This window comes from Mangrovactinospora gilvigrisea (assembly GCF_001879105.1).
In the GTDB taxonomy this organism is placed as follows: domain Bacteria; phylum Actinomycetota; class Actinomycetes; order Streptomycetales; family Streptomycetaceae; genus Mangrovactinospora; species Mangrovactinospora gilvigrisea.
The window spans coordinates 26,414-39,896 of sequence record NZ_MLCF01000014.1 but is presented as its reverse complement, the minus strand read 5'-3'; the positions used below and the strand labels follow the sequence as shown (position 1 = coordinate 39,896).

General features: G+C 72.4%; 18 protein-coding genes and 3 pseudogenes. 8 read left to right on the top strand and 13 right to left on the bottom strand.

Going from position 1 to position 13,483, the window contains the following annotated elements; genetic code table 11:
* The 3 genes from BIV57_RS04505 to BIV57_RS04495 form a co-directional block, all read right to left on the bottom strand.
* A partial coding sequence (locus BIV57_RS04505; protein WP_071655319.1) for a helix-turn-helix domain-containing protein occupies nucleotides 1-330 on the bottom strand: 330 nt, incomplete at its 3' end.
* Between the two features lie 63 nt (nucleotides 331-393).
* A complete protein-coding gene (locus BIV57_RS04500; protein WP_071655318.1) occupies nucleotides 394-801 on the bottom strand; it encodes a hypothetical protein in 408 nt (135 codons plus the stop codon).
* Nucleotides 798-1,070, bottom strand: coding sequence for a hypothetical protein (locus BIV57_RS04495; protein ID WP_071655317.1), 273 nt, complete (start codon nucleotides 1,068-1,070; stop codon nucleotides 798-800). The genes BIV57_RS04500 and BIV57_RS04495 overlap by 4 nt, the downstream gene beginning before the upstream one ends.
* Before the next feature lie 244 nt (nucleotides 1,071-1,314).
* Between BIV57_RS04495 and BIV57_RS04490 the strand changes: the two genes are divergently transcribed.
* From BIV57_RS04490 to BIV57_RS26730, 4 genes and pseudogenes are all read left to right on the top strand, one after another.
* Complete coding sequence (locus BIV57_RS04490) at nucleotides 1,315-1,815, top strand: hypothetical protein (protein ID WP_245797424.1); 501 nt, start codon at nucleotides 1,315-1,317, stop codon at nucleotides 1,813-1,815.
* Nucleotides 1,816-1,990: 175 nt separating this feature from the next.
* Nucleotides 1,991-2,359, top strand: a complete 369-nt coding sequence (locus BIV57_RS04485) for a type II toxin-antitoxin system RelE/ParE family toxin (RefSeq protein ID WP_217651686.1) — start codon at nucleotides 1,991-1,993, stop codon at nucleotides 2,357-2,359.
* Nucleotides 2,356-2,673 carry a helix-turn-helix domain-containing protein gene (locus BIV57_RS04480; RefSeq protein WP_071655315.1) on the top strand — a complete coding sequence of 106 codons (318 nt, stop codon included), beginning with the start codon at nucleotides 2,356-2,358 and terminating at the stop codon, nucleotides 2,671-2,673. Before BIV57_RS04485 ends, BIV57_RS04480 begins: the two co-directional genes overlap by 4 nt.
* 31 nt (nucleotides 2,674-2,704) lie before the next feature.
* Nucleotides 2,705-3,052, top strand: a pseudogene (locus BIV57_RS26730) (helix-turn-helix domain-containing protein); the annotation flags it as partial.
* A gap of 456 nt (nucleotides 3,053-3,508) precedes the next feature.
* Here BIV57_RS26730 and BIV57_RS04470 read toward each other — a convergent pair.
* Together BIV57_RS04470 and BIV57_RS24500 are read right to left on the bottom strand one after the other, a co-directional pair.
* Nucleotides 3,509-4,630 (bottom strand): alpha/beta fold hydrolase, encoded by a 1,122-nt coding sequence (locus BIV57_RS04470; RefSeq protein WP_071655314.1) that lies wholly within the window; start codon nucleotides 4,628-4,630, stop codon nucleotides 3,509-3,511.
* A 68-nt stretch (nucleotides 4,631-4,698) separates the two neighbouring features.
* Nucleotides 4,699-4,920: a hypothetical protein gene (locus BIV57_RS24500; protein ID WP_139275448.1), complete on the bottom strand. Its 222-nt coding sequence runs from the start codon at nucleotides 4,918-4,920 to the stop codon at nucleotides 4,699-4,701.
* A 203-nt stretch (nucleotides 4,921-5,123) separates the two neighbouring features.
* Between BIV57_RS24500 and BIV57_RS04465 the strand changes: the two genes are divergently transcribed.
* Nucleotides 5,124-6,332, top strand: a complete 1,209-nt coding sequence (locus BIV57_RS04465) for a helix-turn-helix domain-containing protein (protein WP_071655313.1) — start codon at nucleotides 5,124-5,126, stop codon at nucleotides 6,330-6,332.
* A 142-nt stretch (nucleotides 6,333-6,474) separates the two neighbouring features.
* Here the strand turns inward: BIV57_RS04465 and BIV57_RS04460 are convergent, their stop codons facing one another.
* The 6 genes and pseudogenes from BIV57_RS04460 to BIV57_RS04435 all read right to left on the bottom strand — a co-directional run.
* Nucleotides 6,475-7,089 (bottom strand): GNAT family N-acetyltransferase, encoded by a 615-nt coding sequence (locus tag BIV57_RS04460; protein WP_071655312.1) that lies wholly within the window; start codon nucleotides 7,087-7,089, stop codon nucleotides 6,475-6,477.
* A 264-nt stretch (nucleotides 7,090-7,353) separates the two neighbouring features.
* The gene (locus tag BIV57_RS04455; protein ID WP_071655311.1) at nucleotides 7,354-7,797 is read right to left on the bottom strand and encodes a nitroreductase/quinone reductase family protein; all 444 of its coding nucleotides are present in this window, start codon (nucleotides 7,795-7,797) and stop codon (nucleotides 7,354-7,356) included.
* A gap of 257 nt (nucleotides 7,798-8,054) precedes the next feature.
* Nucleotides 8,055-8,822, bottom strand: a complete 768-nt coding sequence (locus BIV57_RS04450; RefSeq protein WP_071655310.1) for an SDR family NAD(P)-dependent oxidoreductase — start codon at nucleotides 8,820-8,822, stop codon at nucleotides 8,055-8,057.
* A gap of 51 nt (nucleotides 8,823-8,873) precedes the next feature.
* Nucleotides 8,874-9,374: a cyclophilin-like fold protein gene (locus BIV57_RS04445; RefSeq protein WP_071655309.1), complete on the bottom strand. Its 501-nt coding sequence runs from the start codon at nucleotides 9,372-9,374 to the stop codon at nucleotides 8,874-8,876.
* Nucleotides 9,375-9,392: 18 nt separating this feature from the next.
* On the bottom strand, nucleotides 9,393-10,058 hold the full coding sequence (locus BIV57_RS04440) for an SDR family NAD(P)-dependent oxidoreductase (protein ID WP_071655308.1): 666 nt from the start codon (nucleotides 10,056-10,058) through the stop codon (nucleotides 9,393-9,395).
* Nucleotides 10,059-10,314: 256 nt separating this feature from the next.
* A pseudogene (locus BIV57_RS04435) lies at nucleotides 10,315-10,479 on the bottom strand (IMP dehydrogenase); the annotation flags it as partial.
* Nucleotides 10,480-10,522: 43 nt separating this feature from the next.
* On the opposite strand from BIV57_RS04435, the gene BIV57_RS04430 reads away from it, so the two are divergent.
* The 3 genes and pseudogenes from BIV57_RS04430 to BIV57_RS26335 all read left to right on the top strand — a co-directional run bounded on the left by BIV57_RS04430 (nucleotide 10,523) and on the right by BIV57_RS26335 (nucleotide 11,495).
* Nucleotides 10,523-10,645, top strand: coding sequence for a DoxX family protein (locus BIV57_RS04430; protein ID WP_245797426.1), 123 nt, complete (start codon nucleotides 10,523-10,525; stop codon nucleotides 10,643-10,645).
* A 42-nt stretch (nucleotides 10,646-10,687) separates the two neighbouring features.
* A pseudogene (locus BIV57_RS26340) lies at nucleotides 10,688-11,056 on the top strand (NAD(P)-dependent oxidoreductase); the annotation flags it as partial.
* Nucleotides 11,057-11,195: 139 nt separating this feature from the next.
* On the top strand, nucleotides 11,196-11,495 hold the full coding sequence (locus BIV57_RS26335) for an NAD(P)-dependent oxidoreductase (protein ID WP_336445316.1): 300 nt from the start codon (nucleotides 11,196-11,198) through the stop codon (nucleotides 11,493-11,495).
* Here BIV57_RS26335 and BIV57_RS04420 read toward each other — a convergent pair.
* Both BIV57_RS04420 and BIV57_RS04415 read right to left on the bottom strand, forming a co-directional pair.
* Nucleotides 11,396-12,061: an SDR family NAD(P)-dependent oxidoreductase gene (locus BIV57_RS04420; protein WP_071655307.1), complete on the bottom strand. Its 666-nt coding sequence runs from the start codon at nucleotides 12,059-12,061 to the stop codon at nucleotides 11,396-11,398. The genes BIV57_RS26335 and BIV57_RS04420 overlap by 100 nt on opposite strands.
* Nucleotides 12,058-13,338 (bottom strand): MFS transporter, encoded by a 1,281-nt coding sequence (locus tag BIV57_RS04415; RefSeq protein ID WP_245797423.1) that lies wholly within the window; start codon nucleotides 13,336-13,338, stop codon nucleotides 12,058-12,060. Before BIV57_RS04415 ends, BIV57_RS04420 begins: the two co-directional genes overlap by 4 nt.
* Nucleotides 13,339-13,483: the final 145 nt, after the last annotated feature.

Here is a 13,483-nt window from a genome sequence, read left to right as displayed (position 1 = left end):
ATCGAACTGCCGGTCGCCGAAGTCCGCCACGATCCGCAGCCGGCCCCCCAGCGCCTCGACGTACCGGCGCAGCGTGTCGACCTCCGCGGCGGTCAACTCCCCGTCCTCGATACGGGAGACGGTGTGCTGCACCGTCCCCATCGCCTCCGCGACCTCCACCTGGGTCAGTCCCATAGCCCTGCGGATCTCCGCCATCCGGTAACCGCCCGCGGCCGCGGTCTCCCGGTGCCGGTCCGCCGCCTTCTCCTGCTCGGTGCGCAGGATGCCGGCCGCGGCCTGGACCGCCACCATCCGCGCCCTGGTCTCGCCCCGCCTCTTCGCCGTACCCATCAGCCGCCCTCCTCCCAGTCGTGCCCCTCCTGCCGCCGCAGCCGCCACCCCGGGAAACGGACGCTACAGCGCAACCACCGACACCCGCCGACCCCCGTCCTCCCCCAGCAACACGGTCAGATCCTCCGGATCCGAGGTCAGTAGGACCACACGCGAAACCGGCAGGCGCAGCGCCAGCGCGACCAGGACCGCGTCGATGGCGTACTTGTGCCCGTGCAACCCGGCCGCCGTCAGCATCCGGTGCGCCGCCCGGGCATCGGCCTCGGTCACCGGCTCGATGACGATCTGCGAAAGGGCCCACCCGACCCGGGCCGCCGCGACCTTCGGGCCGGCCGCCTCGAGCACCGTCATCGCGCAGGTGTAGACCTCGGCGTCGTGGCGCCGCGCCGCCGCGATCCGCGCCGCCAGGTCGCCGGTGCCGCGCAGATAGCGCGAGAGCCCCTCGGAATCCAGCAGGACCGCCTGGCTCACGCGGCGTCCTGCGCCGTGCCGGCGTGGCCGAACATCTCCCGCTCGGCGGCGCGGACCGCCTCCTCGGGGATCGGCCCGTGCGTGCGCTCGTGGTCGGCCAGGTAGGCCTCCAGGTTCTCCATGCGGATGCGGTGCTCGACCGCCTCCCGCACATACCGGGAGAAGTCACGCTTGCCCCCGATCCGGCCCTTGATCTGCTCGATGACGGTTTCGGGCAGGGACACACCGACCGTGCGGGCACGGTCAGCAGCAGCATCGGACTCAGCCATGCCCCCAGATTATCAAACTGATTATAAAACCGGTGGCGCTGCGATCGGCCCCGCCCGGGCGCCAGGCGCGCAGCGGCCCGCGCCACCTACCCCTCGGGACCCTCGGCGCTCCCGGGCCGCGCGCCGTCCGGGTCTCCCGATCCCCCGCCGGCCCGCGCCGCAGCGGCCACGGTGCCGCCGCCCCGGGGTCCGCCCCTTGTCCGGCCGGGGCAGGACAGCCCCCGGTCACCGAGGAGGATGCGTCATGCCGAAGAAGTCCCCCCGCCCCCACCCGCACGGCTACGACCCGGCCGACGACACCGTCCGCGTCCATTACCACGACCTGGCGCGGCTGCTGCTGGAGTTCCGCGCCATGCAGCGCCACCAGCGGGCCGGCGAGTGGGAGCACATGCACGACTACGACGCCTCCTTCGAGAAGCTGGCGGACGCGGTCGACGCCGCCCACCGGGCGCTCGCCCACGGACAGCGCGGCGGTTGGATGGGCCCCGACCTGCGCATGCGGTGCACCACCACCGACGCCGTCTACACCTGGCCCGAGTGCGCGCCCTACGACAAACGCGCCACCATCGCCTGGAACGTGACCGGCTGCGGCTCCCACGCCGCCGATCCCGACGACGGCCCAAGAGCGCTGTGCGGTTTCCGATGGACGGAGCAGGAGGGCCGCATTATCGACGGCCTGCCCGACTGCGGCGAGTGCCGACGCGAGGTACAGCTCGGCGCCGTGCGCGACCCCGGCACCTGGTGAACCAGCGACAGCCGATGGCACCGCGGCCGAGCCGCCGGCGCCGGGCGCAGCAGCTGTGTCCCGCCCCGAGCTCAAGTGCCCCGGCCCGGGTAGCGGGTGCCGAGTAGCGGCCGCCGCCGACGCTATTGCAGACCGCAGCCGCAGGAGTATACCTATTGCTATACTCTCGATCATGGTGGACGATGAGTGGGTCATCTACATCGTCGATGAAGTGCGCTCATGGATCGACAAGCTCGACGATGCCTCGCACCGCCGCATCGTCCAGGCCCTGGATGCGCTGGCCCAAGGCGGGCCGGGCCTCGGACGGCCGCTTGTGGACACCATCACCGGCACCTCGATGAGCAACCTCAAGGAACTGCGGCCGGGTTCGGTGCGGATCCTGTTCGCGTTCGACCCCTGGCGCTCCAGCATCCTGCTGGTGGGCGGGGACAAACGCGACCGGTGGCAGGAGTGGTACCACGAGGCGATCCCACTGGCCGAGCGCCGCTACATCCTCTACCTGGAGGAGCGGGCGACCCAGCAGGAGGAGGGAGACAGGCAATGAGCGGATACACGCGCTGGAGCGACATCCGAGACGAGCACGTGGAACGGGCCGGCGGCGAGGAGGTCGTGGCCGCGGGCACGGCAGAACTGCTGGCCGAGGTCGTGGGGCACCGGCTCGCCGAGATCCGCCGCTCCCGCGGACTGACGCAAGAACAGGTGGCTTCGCGCATGGGCGTCACCAAGGGACGCGTCTCGCAGATCGAGCAGGGCAAGGTCTCCGGCCAGCAGGTGCTGGCCCGCTACGCCGCAGCCCTCGGCGGCCATCTGCAGCAGTCCATCCGCTTCGACAACGGAGACATCGCCGCCATCGCCTAGCATTCGGATCCGCCCCCACCCCCGACCCGTACTGAGCGCTCACCCCAGCCTTGAGCCACCAAAGACCCCGCTCGATCGTGAGGCCAAGCGGCGCCTGGCGGTCATACGCCACGTCGAAGAGGTCACCGGGAACGTCGCCATGACCTGCCGGTCCTTCGGCATCAGCCGGCAGGCGTACTACATCTGGTAGCGCCGCTACCGGGCCGAGGGCATCGAGGGCTGCCTGGGCACCTGCCCCCGGGCCCCGAAGGCCTCCCCGAACGCCACCCACGTCGAAGTCGTCGGGAAGATCATCTACTTGCGGCAGGACGACCTCTTCGGCACCGAGAAGATCGCGGTGTCCCTCAAGCGCTGCCACGCCATCACGATCAGCACCAGCGTTACAAGCACCAGCTGGAAGCCACCTTCAGCTCCCCCGCAGCGCAGGGGCGACCTACGGCCGGCCTCCTATAGACCACCGGTGGGTCCGGCCCTGGTGCGGTGCCGGTCGGCGGGCCCTGGGCGGTGCCGGAGCCGGCGTCAGCCCAGGGCGCTGCGTCCCCACCGCATCGGGTGACCGGGCGTGTCCCCCATCCCGCACGACGCGTTGATCACGGCACGGGGATGTGAGGCGTGGACGACCTCACGGCCCGCCGCGGCGGGGATGTTCGCCTCGTACCACTGCTGCCACTGCCCGCATACGCGGGGCGGCACCCACGAGGTGGAGGGGCCGTCGGTTGATGTCGGCGCGAGGGCGCGTCGACGCGGGTCACGGCGCGGGGGGCGTTCCACCGGCGGCGCGCGGCGAGGGAGCCCGCGGCGGGCGCGGGCTCCGTCTCCAGGGGCTGGTGCCGCGTCAGGGCGCGGCGTACAAGGGCTGCTCGGGCACGTTCCCGGCGGCCCATGTGCCGGTCAGGACCGGGCGGACCCGGGTGAGCATCAGCTGCAGGAACCGGTCGGGGTGGCGGAAGGCTGCGAAGTGGCTGGCGTCCTCGATCAGCGCGAAGTCCTTGACCGGCGCGGTGATGTCCGCGACGAAACGGCGGGCCGGCTCCGGCGGGGTCAACACATCCCCTGCGCCCTGGAAGACGAAGACCGGGATCTGGAAGTGCGTGCCCTCCGCCCACTCATCCACCGACGCCGCCTGCGGGGCGATCTGCTCGGAGAAGGTCATCGCCTTCAGATAGGAGCGCAGCCCGCGCAGCGTGTGCAGCGGCGAGAACCACAGCGAGCGGATCACCACCGTCTTCATGGTGTCGAAGGAGAGCGCGTCGGTGGTCAGCGCCAACTTGTTGAACTGCGACCACTGGTGGACGCTCCACGCGGCGCGCTCCGGCCCCATCTCCGCCACCTCGGCGGCCGCCTTGGCCTGCTTCTTCCCGGCGGCCTGCAGCCGGGCCAGCAGGTTGTCGTAGGCGGAGGTCTCCCGGCCGCCGGCCAGGATGTTCTGGTCGGTGCCGACGTAGGCCGCGTACAGATCCGGGTGGTTGCGGGCCAGCCGCAGCCCGGTGATCGTCCCGAAGGAGTTGGCCACCAGCAGCACCCGCTCGACGTTCAGCCGGGCCCGGACGTACGCGGTGACCTCCAGGGCATCGCGATAGAGCTGGTCGAGGCTCATCTCGCCCTGCCCCTCGGGGCCGGTCTTGGCGTAGGTGAAACCGGCGCCGCGCATGTCCCAGCGCACGATGGTGAAGTGCTGCTCCCAGCCCCGGGTGCGGGGCAGGAAGGCGAGGTTGGAGGCGCCGGGACCGCCGAGGATCTCCAGGATCACCGGGTTGCGCCGGTCCTCGCCGCGGATGGAGATCCACTGGTCGATGCCGCCGATGTGGACGAACCCGGATTCGTCGATGCCGTTGGGGGCGGTGATCCGCAGCCGCTTGGCGAAGGCGGTGCGCTTGAGCTGCCGGTAGCCGAGCAGTCCGGCGGCCGGGCCGGCGGCGAGCGTGGCGGCGGAGGCGGTGATGAGCGTTCCGAGCATGGCGGGGGTCTCCCTGGATGAAGGGTGGGGTGGCGAAGCGAAGTGGTGTGTGGGGTTTCGGGGGTGGGTCAGGCTCGGCTGTGCCAGCCGTTCATCTGTCCCGTCCGGTCAGCTAGATTTGCCAACCTTTCCGGCCATCGATTTGCCTCGATGCGCTCCCGTTCATCCTGCGTCCGACGGGCTGAACGCTGCGAGAGCCAGCGGGTCTTGCGTCGATTGGGGCGGGACGCGCCCAGCTCGTTGCGGTGCCACGCGTCGATCTTCGGTGCCCGGTGGGGCTTCGTCGTCATGCCGAGAACGGTAGATGACTAGCCACACAGTTGGCAAGACTTTCCTGACTCGCTAGGCACATTCCTTTCATAATTTGCCATCTCTAGCCATCAACTTGCCTGGTCGTAGGCATGTTGGCTACGCTGAGCACAGGCACAACACCCACGCGGCCAGGCATGCCAGCCACGCGCCGCCGCACCACTGACCCTCGGGAGAGCAGCAGATGATGGAGCAACCGGCCTTCGGCCGCCGCCTGAAGCAGCTGCGGACCGAACGCGGCCTGACCCAGAACCAGCTGGCGGGCGAGGGCATGTCCACCGGCTACCTCTCCCGGCTGGAGTCCGGCACCCGGCGCCCGACCGAGCAGGCCGCCGCCCACCTGGCCGACCGCCTCGGCGTCACCCCCGCCGACCTGGCCGCACCCCCGGCCCGGCCCCTGGAGGAAACCCTCGCCATCGCCACCGGCCTGCCGACCGAACAAGCCGGGGAACTACTGGCCCGCGCGCTGCGCGCAGACACCGGCAACAACCCCCTGACCCGCTGGCAAGCCCTGTGGCATGTCGCCTCCTGGCGGCAGGGCACCGGGGAACGCGCCGAGCAGCGCGCGGCCGAGACCGAACTGGTCGCGCTCGCCGACGAGGTGGACGTCGCCGAGCTGCGGGTGCGCGCCCGCGCCCGGCTGACCCGCACCCTGCGCAGCGCCGGCGAAGTGTCCGATGCGGTCGAGACCGCATCGGCCGCGCACCGCCTGGCCGCCACCGAGGGCCTCGCGTCGGACCTGAAGGTCCAGGCGCTGCTGGCCCTGGCCCCCGCGCTCCTCGAGGCCGGCCGCCGGCCCGAGGCCCGCGCCCGTGTCGAGGAGCTGCTGGACCTGGTCGAGGGCGGCAGCGACGCGACCTGGGCGCGCGCGGTGTGGACGGCGGCTTCGGTGATCAACCTCCAAGGCGAGCGGCAGGCGGCCCTGGATCTGCTCGCCCCGGCCCTGGAGCGCTTCGAGGGCCGCCTGGAGCCACCGCTGTGGGCGGGGTTGCGGATGTTCGCGGCCGGCGTGCACCTGTGGGCCGCGCCGCCGCATCAGATCGAGCCCGCGGAGCGGCTGATCGACGAGGTCGAGGCGGCCAAGCCGTTCGTCTCCACGCCCACCATCGAACTGGACCTGCGGGTACTGCGCGCCCGGCTGGCCGTCCTGACCCGCCGCGTCGACGAGGCCCGCGACCTCCTTCAGGCCCTGCGCCCCGACCTGGAGCAGCTGACGTACCGGGACCAGGCCAGGATGGAGCTGCTGCGCCATCAGCTGCTGCTGCTGGACGGCCGACAGGAGGAGGGCATGCGGGGGCTGCGGGCCCTGGCCCGGCAGGCCGAGGGAAGCGGCAACATGAACCTGGCCGCGGAGATCTGGCGGGAGGCCGCCGAAGCCCTGACCACCACCTGAGACGGGGCGGCAGCCCGGTACCTCATCCCGGGCGACACCGACTCCGGCGACGGCACCGGCGCCCGGATCAACCGGCAGCGGCGGCCGGAGGTGCGGGCCACGCCGATGCCCAAACGGCACAAGCGGCTGACGGCTGCGGGCATCACCCCGGCGCCGCGGACGCCTCCCCCGACTCCAGGCCAGCACCGGGGTCGGTCGCCAGGCGGGCGTGCAGGTGGCAGTCGCGGAACGCGTCCTGCCTGCCCTCCTCGAACATGGCCCCGCGCAGCGTCCCCTCCAGCGGGTAGCCGCACCGCTCGGCCACCCGGCAGGAGGCGGTGTTGCCGAGCGCGTGGTCCAACTCGATGCGGTACAGGCCCAGATGGGCGAAGGCCCATGCGCCCGCCAGGGTCAGCGCCCGGCGGGCGATCCCGGCCCCGCGGGCCTCGGGCAGCACCCAGTAGCCGACCGCGGCCCGCCGCCGTACGGCGTCGATGCCGAAGAACCCGACCTGGCCCAGTACCGCGCCGCTGCCGGCGTCGGTGACGCAGAACGACGCGGCCTCCCCGCTCTCCGCCGAGGCGCGGCGGCGGCGCAGCAGATCGTGCGCGTCTTCGAGGGTCTCGATGGGCTGCAGCGGGGTGTTCCAGCGCCGGAACTCCGGGTCCGCGTAGCCGCGCAGCACTGCCTCGGCGTCGGCCTCGTCGCCGACCCGGAAGGGACGAAGCCGCAGGCCGTCGCCGTCGATCAGGGGCGCGGTGAGGGAACTGGTGTTCATCCGGCCAGTCAACCACGCGCCCGGCGCGCGACGATATGCGGCGACGGTCGCCGCCCTCTCTCACCCGACCAGCACGCGCCCCGAGGCGCCGCAGGCCATCCACGCGACAGCCGATCTTCAGCGAAAGCGCCGTCCGAGTGCAGCGCCGACGACAGGCACTGCACCACACCCGAACCGTAAAGACCCTGTTCAGGCGGCCTGAGCCAACACTGCAGCCACATGACGACAACCACTGAAGAACCAACGTCGCGAACCGACCGTCAGTCAATCCGCTGGGTCCGCCTGCGGCCAAGGATCGGTGCTGCGGTCGAAGCGGATCTCGACCAGCGGGCTGCCCGCGATCCAGGCTTCGATCTCGTCGGCCGACCCCGTGGCCCAGCCGTTCATCGCCTGGAGTCCGCGCAGGATCAGGTTGATGATCGGACGCTTCGCGTCGGGGTCGGTGATCGGTACGCCCGTTGCGGGCAGATCGGCTCGCACGCCGTGTTTGAGGTGGACGATCAGCCGCGGGTCCTTCCTGAGGTTGGCGTACCAGTCGCGCCGGCCGGGACGGCCGGACAGGAACCAGCGGCCGTCGACGTGGTGGAACCAGATCTCGATCCGCCGCATCTGCCCGCTCGCCGCACCGTAGGTCGTGATGTCGATCGTCCGGTCGCCGGGCGCGGCGTCCGCAGCGATGGCGAGGGCGGCACGGATCTCGTCGTTCATCGCGGGTCTTCCTTCCTCAAAGAGGCTTCACAGCCTGCGCGGTCACCGGGGTCGGGGCCGCCGGGCAGGGTCGGGCGCGCTCCCGTGTCGGGTGCCGATTGTGGCGTCAGGCACCTCGGGTGCGGCCGGAGATGCGTGCAGCGCCTGCGGTCTCCTTCCCACATCCCCGGGGCAGCGGGGTGCATGCCTCGGGTTCGAGGTTCCACGCGGCGCGGGCCGGGAGGGGGGCGGTGGCGGCGGCGGGCGGCCGCGGCCGGTCACTGGGCGGTGTATCCGCCGTCGACCGGCAGGGCGACGCCGGTGACGTAGCCGGCTCCGGGGCTGCACAGCCACAGCACGGCCTGGGCGATCTCGTCCGCGGTGCCGAGCCGGCCGATGGCCTGCCCGGCCTCGGCGCGTGCGCGGTCGAGTTCGCCGCCGGCGACCATGGCGTCGACCATGGGGGTGGCGATGGTGCCGGGGCACACGGCGTTGACGCGGATGCCGCGCGGACCGTACTCGAGGGCGACGCTCTTGGTCAGGCCGATCACGCCGTGCTTGGCGGCGTGGTAGGCGGCGCGGCCGGGGTTGCCGACCAGGCCGCCGAGGCTGGAGCAGTTGACGATGGCGCCACCGGCTTGGGTGCGCATGTGCCGCAGTTCGTGCTTCATGCTCGCCCAGATGCCGCGCAGGTTGATGGTCTGGACGCGGTCGAACTGGGCGGCGCCCTCCTCGGCGGCGTCGGTGGGCGGGACCATGATGCCGGCGTTGTTGTAGGCCATGTCGAGCCGTCCGAAGGCGTCGACGGTGCGGTCGACGGCGGCGGCGACCTGGGCCTCGTCGGTGACGTCGCAGGCCAGGGCGAGCGCCTGGTGGCCGGAGCCGGTCAGGTCCGTGGCGGCGGCCTCGGCGGCGTCGAGGTCGATGTCGGCGAGGCCGACGGCGGCGCCGGAGGCGGCGAAGGCGCGGGCGGTGGCCAGGCCCATGCCGGAGCCGGCGCCGGTGACGAAGGCGACCTGGCCGGTGAAGTCGTAGGTGGGGTTCATCGGGCATCTCCCATGCGCTGCGTCCCCTGCGGGTTGACGGTGGCGGTCGGTTCAGGCGGCGGTGAGGGTGAGGCGCTCGGCAGTGGCCAACCGGCGGGGATCGGCGTCGAGGTGACCGAGGATCAGCAGGTCCGCGGAGGCAGTGGGGCCGTCGCGGTAGAACAGGGCGAGGTTGCCCCAGGGGGCGTAGTAGGCGAGGTCTCCGGCCCGGGCGGCCTGCGGCGCAGGAGCATCGTCGGTGGTCAGCCTCCGCGGCAGATCGGCGATCCGCTCGGTTGCGTGGAAGTCCTTCAGCTTAAGGGTCAGCGGCAGCAGGGAGGCCAGGCCGCGGGCGGCGGGGCTGCCGTTGAAGGTGGCCGCGACCCGTGTGGCGTCCAGGGTGGCGTGAAGGTGCATTCGGGTGCTCCTGGGTGGTGCGGAGGAAGGGGAGGCAGCCGAGGGGGCGGTCGGTGAGGCGGCGGGGCGGGGTGGGCCGACGGAGCAGGCCGCGGTGGCCGCCAGCAGCAGGCCGGCTGCGGCGGCGGCCCGGGGGCGGTGGTGCGGGACGGTCATGGGTGCGGGTCCTTCAGGTCAGCCGGGCATGGGCTCGGCGAAGTGCCGGAAGCCGTCGCGCCCGGTGTGGAGCCTGTAGAGCCGCTCGGCCAGCGCGGCGGGGCTGGAATGCTCCGCATCGGGGCGGATCGCGCCGGGGACGATCAGTTGGGCGACATGGATGTGCTCGGGGGCCAGGGCGTCGTGGAGCATCGCGGCGTAGGCGCTCTCGGCGGCAAACGCGATCGAGGTGCCGGCCCGCTCGGGGTGCGGGCGCACCGCGCTGCCGCCGTTGACGAACAACACCGTGCCGCGGCCCAGTTCCCGCATCCCGGGCAGCACCGCGTCCACGCAGGTGATCGGGCTTTTGAGTGAGAAGGCGAGCGGGTCGTCGAGGTCGGCGGCGGCAGTGGCCAGCACGGGCTTGATGAAGTCGGCGCGCGGCACCGGGCTGTACTGCAGGATCTCGATCGGGCCGAGGGCCGCTGCCGCTCCCTGCAGCGCTCCGGCGAGCGATGCGGGGGCGAGGGCGTCGGCGGTGAAGCCGCGCGCGGTGACGCCGTCCTCGGCGAGCTCGGCCACCAGCTTGTCCTGGTTGCGGGCGCTGCGGGAGATCAGGGCCACGGCGTGGCCGGCCGCCCCGAAGCGGCGCGCGGTGGCCAGGCCCAGCCCGGGCCCGGCCCCGATGATCGCGAACGTGGTCATGGCGGGTCGTCCTTCCAGATCGGGTGCCGCGGGGTCGGCCCCCGCCGTCCTCCTCGGTCAAGGAAACCCCCGGCCGCCGTGCGCAGCGAGTCACCGGCGAGGGGTGCACTGGCAGTACACCCCCTGCTGCGCCGACACCGCCTGTACAACCACGCCTCGGAGCCGAACCTCCGCCGGGTCGGGGCGGGCCGCGCTCTGCGGTGGATCGGTCGCGGATCCGGCGCTCAGGACGTTGAGGCGAGCGATGGTTGGGCTGTCAGGGCGTGAGGAGGGTCTTGATGGCGCGGCGCTCGTCCATGGCCTTGTAGCCCTCGGCGACCTGCTCCAGCGGCAGGGTCAGGTCGAAGACCCGGCCCGGGTCGATCCGGCCGGCCAGCACCCGCTCGATCAGCTCGGGCAGGTAGCGGCGCACCGGCATAGCAACGGTCCTGACTCCGCTGGCCGCGACGGGCCTGGCCGTGGTGATGGTCCTGGCCGCGCTCACCCACACCCGCCGCAAGGAGCCGCAGGCCATCGCCTTCAACGCGGTCCTGCTGATCCTGGCGGCCCTGGTCGCCTGGGGGCGCTTCGGCCCCTACAGCTTCTGACCCTCCGGCGCGCGCATCACGGGACCAGCCCGCCGCTCTCCGATGGGGGGCTGGTCCCGGGACACCCCCGGTACCTACTGCACGACAAGGAGATCCTCGATGCGCATCACCGTCTTCGGCCCCACCGGTGGCATCGGCCGCCTGGTCGTCCAGCAGCTCCTGGACGCCGGCCACCACGTCACCGCCCTGACCCGCAGCCCCGGCAAGCTCACCTTCGCCCATCCCCAACTCACACTCATCAGCGGCCAGTTGTCGGACGAGGCCTGCGTCGAACAGGCCATCACCGGCGCGGACGCCGTCGTCAGCGCCCTGGGGCCATCCCTGAAGCGCTCCGCCACCGGCACCCCGCTGGCCGACGGTACCCGCCTCATCGTGCAGGCGATGGAGACCGAAGGTGTACAGCGGTTCATCGGACTGGCCACCCCCTCCCTGGCCGACCCGCACGACAAGCCGCACTGGAAGCACAAGGTGCTCCCCATCTTGGCGAAGCTGATGTTCCCCAACGCGCTGGCAGAGCTGACGGGCCACCGCCTCCGGCCTCGACTACACCATCGCCCGCATAACCAACCCGACCGGCAAGCCCGCCACCGGCCGCATCCGCTCCGGCTTCCTCGGCCACGACAAGGTCGGCAGCGCCATGAGCCGCGCCGACATCGCCGCCTTCCTGGTCTCCCAGCTCACCGACACGCACTACCGACGAGCCATGCCGCCATCAGCAACTGAGCCCTGGGTTCCGGTGCGCGGCACAGCTCACGCGTTCAGGGCGTCAGCGAAGACGCGAAAGCCGATCCTCTCGCTGTGGGCGTTCCACAGCCGCTCGGCGACGGCATCCGGATGGTGCGTGGCATGACCGGGCCGGACTGTCTTGAGCAGGACGAGCTGCCCAACGTGAATGTTCTCCGGGGCAAGGGTGCGGTGAAGAAGCTCGGCGTAGGCATCCTCGCCGGCGAAGGCGACGGACGTCCCGCCGCGGCCGAACGAGGGGCGGACCGCTCGCGAGCGGTTGACGAACAGGAGGGACCCTTTCCCCCGGGCACGCATGCCGGGCAGCACATGCTGAACCGCCGCGGCCACGGTGTGGAGGGAGGCGGCCACTGCTGTCGCGAAGTCTGCGGGGTGGGTGTTCAGGACCGGCCGAAGGAGGCCGGCGTGCGGGGCGGGATTGTGCAAAAGGACCTCAATGGGGCCGAGCGCATCCGCCGTGCGTTCGACGGCTGCGCTCACCGAGGCAGGATTGCGGACGTCGTAGCTGTATCCGCACACGGTGAGCCCTTCGCCTCGCAGCTGGGAAGCGAGCGCGTCAACGCGGCTGCGGCTGCGGGCGATCAGGGCGATGCGGTGGCCCTCCAAGCCGAATCGGCGGGCCGCCGCCATGCCGACCAGCGCGTCGGCGCCGATGATGGCCAGGGCCGTCACGACGTGCGCCCACGCGCGTGCGGGCCGGTTGCGTCGGTGCCGCGAGCGGCGTCCGCTGGCCGGCGTCGACGGCCGGTTGCCAGGGCGATGGTGGGCAGCAGGGTCAGTGCGGATATCGCGGCGCCGACCGCGGCCGGACCGAGCGTCCCCAGGCCGCTGTCCAGGGCGCGGCCGGCGAGCGGGGTGCCCAGCGCGGTGCCGAGGTTGAAGGCCGAGACGGTCAGGGCGACGGCCAGCGTCGGCGCCTGTTCGGCGAAGCGGACGGCGAAGGAGGACAGGATCGGATTGGCCCCCAGCCCCACAAAGCCCAGGACAGCGACCAGGGCGACCACCAGCCAGGTGGTGCCGGACAGCAGGCAGAGCGCCAGCAGCACCGCGGTGGTCGAGCCGGCCGCGGCGATGGTGGTGGCGTGCGGACGCGCGTCGCCCAGCCGGCCGCCGCTCACCGTGCCGGCCAGCGCCCCGATGCCGAAGCCGACCAGCACCAAAGGCACCAGCGAAGCGGCGATGCCGGCCCGGCCGGTCAGCAGCGGGGCGATGTAGGAGTAGGTCGACAGCACGCCGCCTGTGGTGGTCGCACAGGCCGCCAGCGCCCACCACAGGCCGGTGGAACCGAGCCCGGCCAGTTCCGTGCGCACCGAGACCTCCCGCCGGTTCGGGCCGTCGGCGGGCACGGCCCGGGCAATGAGCACCGCGGCGGCAGCCGCGAGGGCGGCCAGCACCCAAAACGGCCCGCGCCACCCCATCACCTGTCCGATGAAGGCGCCCAGCGGCACCCCGACCACGTTGGCCAGCATTCCGCCGGAGCCCACCAGAGCAAGGGCCCGGGCGGTCGCGCCCGGCCCAGCGGCGCGCGTGGCCACCACCGAGGCCACCGACCAAAACGCCCCCGTCGCCAAGGCGGTGGCGAACCGGGCCGCGAGCAGCAGCGGGAAGCCGGTTCCGACGGCGACCACGACGTGTCCGAGGGCGAACACCCCCAGCGCCAGCAGCAGCGTCACCCGCCGGGGAATGCGCAGGGTCAGCAGCGTCATCAGCGGCGCCCCGACGATCATCCCGACCGCGAACACCGTGATCAGCAGCCCGGTGCGGGCCACCCCCACCCCCAGATCGTCCGCGATCTCCGGCAGCAGGCCGGCCACCACGAACTCGGTGGTGCCCATCAGGAAGGTCCCCGCCGCCAGCATGTAGACGGCCCAGGGCATCCGGCCGCCGCGCCGCGCCGGCGGCGCGTCGCCGGTGTCCTGCGCGTGCACCGCCACGGTCTCCTGCCTCAATGTCCGCTCCCCGACACTCTCGCCCGACAATGCGCCTGCCCGCCCTCCGGGCCCAAGCCCGGGCGGTGCCGCAGTTCCAGGCAACCGCGCAGGTGGGCGGCTGGGGAGTCCCTGGCGAAGGAGGTACTGCCAGTACACCCCACCA

What these genes read in the sequence shown, in the direction of transcription:
- BIV57_RS04495 (WP_071655317.1), bottom strand. Translation starts at nt 1,070, where the DNA reads ATGGCTGAGTCCGATGCTGCTGCTGACCGTGCCCGCACGGTCGGTGTG.
- BIV57_RS04490 (WP_245797424.1), top strand. Translation starts at nt 1,315, where the DNA reads ATGCCGAAGAAGTCCCCCCGCCCCCACCCGCACGGCTACGACCCGGCC.
- BIV57_RS04480 (WP_071655315.1), top strand. Translation starts at nt 2,356, where the DNA reads ATGAGCGGATACACGCGCTGGAGCGACATCCGAGACGAGCACGTGGAA.
- BIV57_RS04470 (WP_071655314.1), bottom strand. Translation starts at nt 4,630, where the DNA reads ATGCTCGGAACGCTCATCACCGCCTCCGCCGCCACGCTCGCCGCCGGC.
- BIV57_RS24500 (WP_139275448.1), bottom strand. Translation starts at nt 4,920, where the DNA reads ATGACGACGAAGCCCCACCGGGCACCGAAGATCGACGCGTGGCACCGC.
- BIV57_RS04465 (WP_071655313.1), top strand. Translation starts at nt 5,124, where the DNA reads ATGATGGAGCAACCGGCCTTCGGCCGCCGCCTGAAGCAGCTGCGGACC.
- BIV57_RS04460 (WP_071655312.1), bottom strand. Translation starts at nt 7,089, where the DNA reads ATGAACACCAGTTCCCTCACCGCGCCCCTGATCGACGGCGACGGCCTG.
- BIV57_RS04455 (WP_071655311.1), bottom strand. Translation starts at nt 7,797, where the DNA reads ATGAACGACGAGATCCGTGCCGCCCTCGCCATCGCTGCGGACGCCGCG.
- BIV57_RS04450 (WP_071655310.1), bottom strand. Translation starts at nt 8,822, where the DNA reads ATGAACCCCACCTACGACTTCACCGGCCAGGTCGCCTTCGTCACCGGC.
- BIV57_RS04445 (WP_071655309.1), bottom strand. Translation starts at nt 9,374, where the DNA reads ATGACCGTCCCGCACCACCGCCCCCGGGCCGCCGCCGCAGCCGGCCTG.
- BIV57_RS04440 (WP_071655308.1), bottom strand. Translation starts at nt 10,058, where the DNA reads ATGACCACGTTCGCGATCATCGGGGCCGGGCCCGGGCTGGGCCTGGCC.
- BIV57_RS04430 (WP_245797426.1), top strand. Translation starts at nt 10,523, where the DNA reads ATGGTCCTGGCCGCGCTCACCCACACCCGCCGCAAGGAGCCGCAGGCC.